This is a genomic window from Kitasatospora cystarginea, from assembly GCF_039533515.1.
GTDB classification, from domain to species: Bacteria; Actinomycetota; Actinomycetes; order Streptomycetales; family Streptomycetaceae; genus Kitasatospora; species Kitasatospora cystarginea.
In genome coordinates this window covers 1-577 of record NZ_BAAATR010000214.1, presented here as the reverse complement: position 1 = coordinate 577, position 577 = coordinate 1, and the positions used below count along the sequence as shown (strand labels likewise).

The 577-nt window shown below is 66.4% G+C and carries 1 protein-coding gene; it reads left to right on the top strand.

Annotated elements, in window-relative coordinates; all coding sequences use genetic code 11:
* Positions 1-255 precede the first annotated feature (255 nt).
* On the top strand, positions 256-549 hold the full coding sequence (locus tag ABD369_RS40910) for a helix-turn-helix transcriptional regulator (RefSeq protein WP_344641709.1): 294 nt from the start codon (positions 256-258) through the stop codon (positions 547-549).
* The last annotated feature ends 28 nt before the right edge of the window (positions 550-577 follow it).

Genomic DNA, 577 nt, shown 5'->3' with positions numbered 1-577 from the left:
GGCTCGACCTGACAGGTCTGGTCGCCGTTCTCACGGGGGCGGCCGATGCGGTCGTAGAGGAAGCCGGCGAGGGTTTCCAGGTTGTCGCGGGTAAGGCTGTCCACGGTGACCTCTTCACGCGGAGGCAAGGATCCCGGCCGACGAGGGGCCTGGCTTGCCCTTCAACCATTCGTCCGCGAGCGATCCATGTCAACAGTTGCACGGATTGTTTTTCGTGCTTACGACTGCGTGAATCGGCGGTCGTAAGCTGGTGCCATGGACGAGTACCCCGCGACGGCGCGGCGGTGGACCTTCCTGACCAACCACGCCCGCGTGCTGGTACAGATCGCCCGCGATCCCGGGATCAGGGTGCGCGACATCGCGGCACGCTGCCTGCTGACCGAACGGGCCGTCCAACGGATCATCGTCGACCTCGAAGACGCCGGCTACCTGACCCACGAACGCACCGGCCGCAGCAACCACTACCACGTCCAGGCCGCCAAACAACTGCGCCATCCCGCCGACGCCGGCCCCAGTCTCGCCGAACTCCTGGCCGTTCTCCTGCACTGAATCACCTGACCGCCTGCCCCGGTCACGG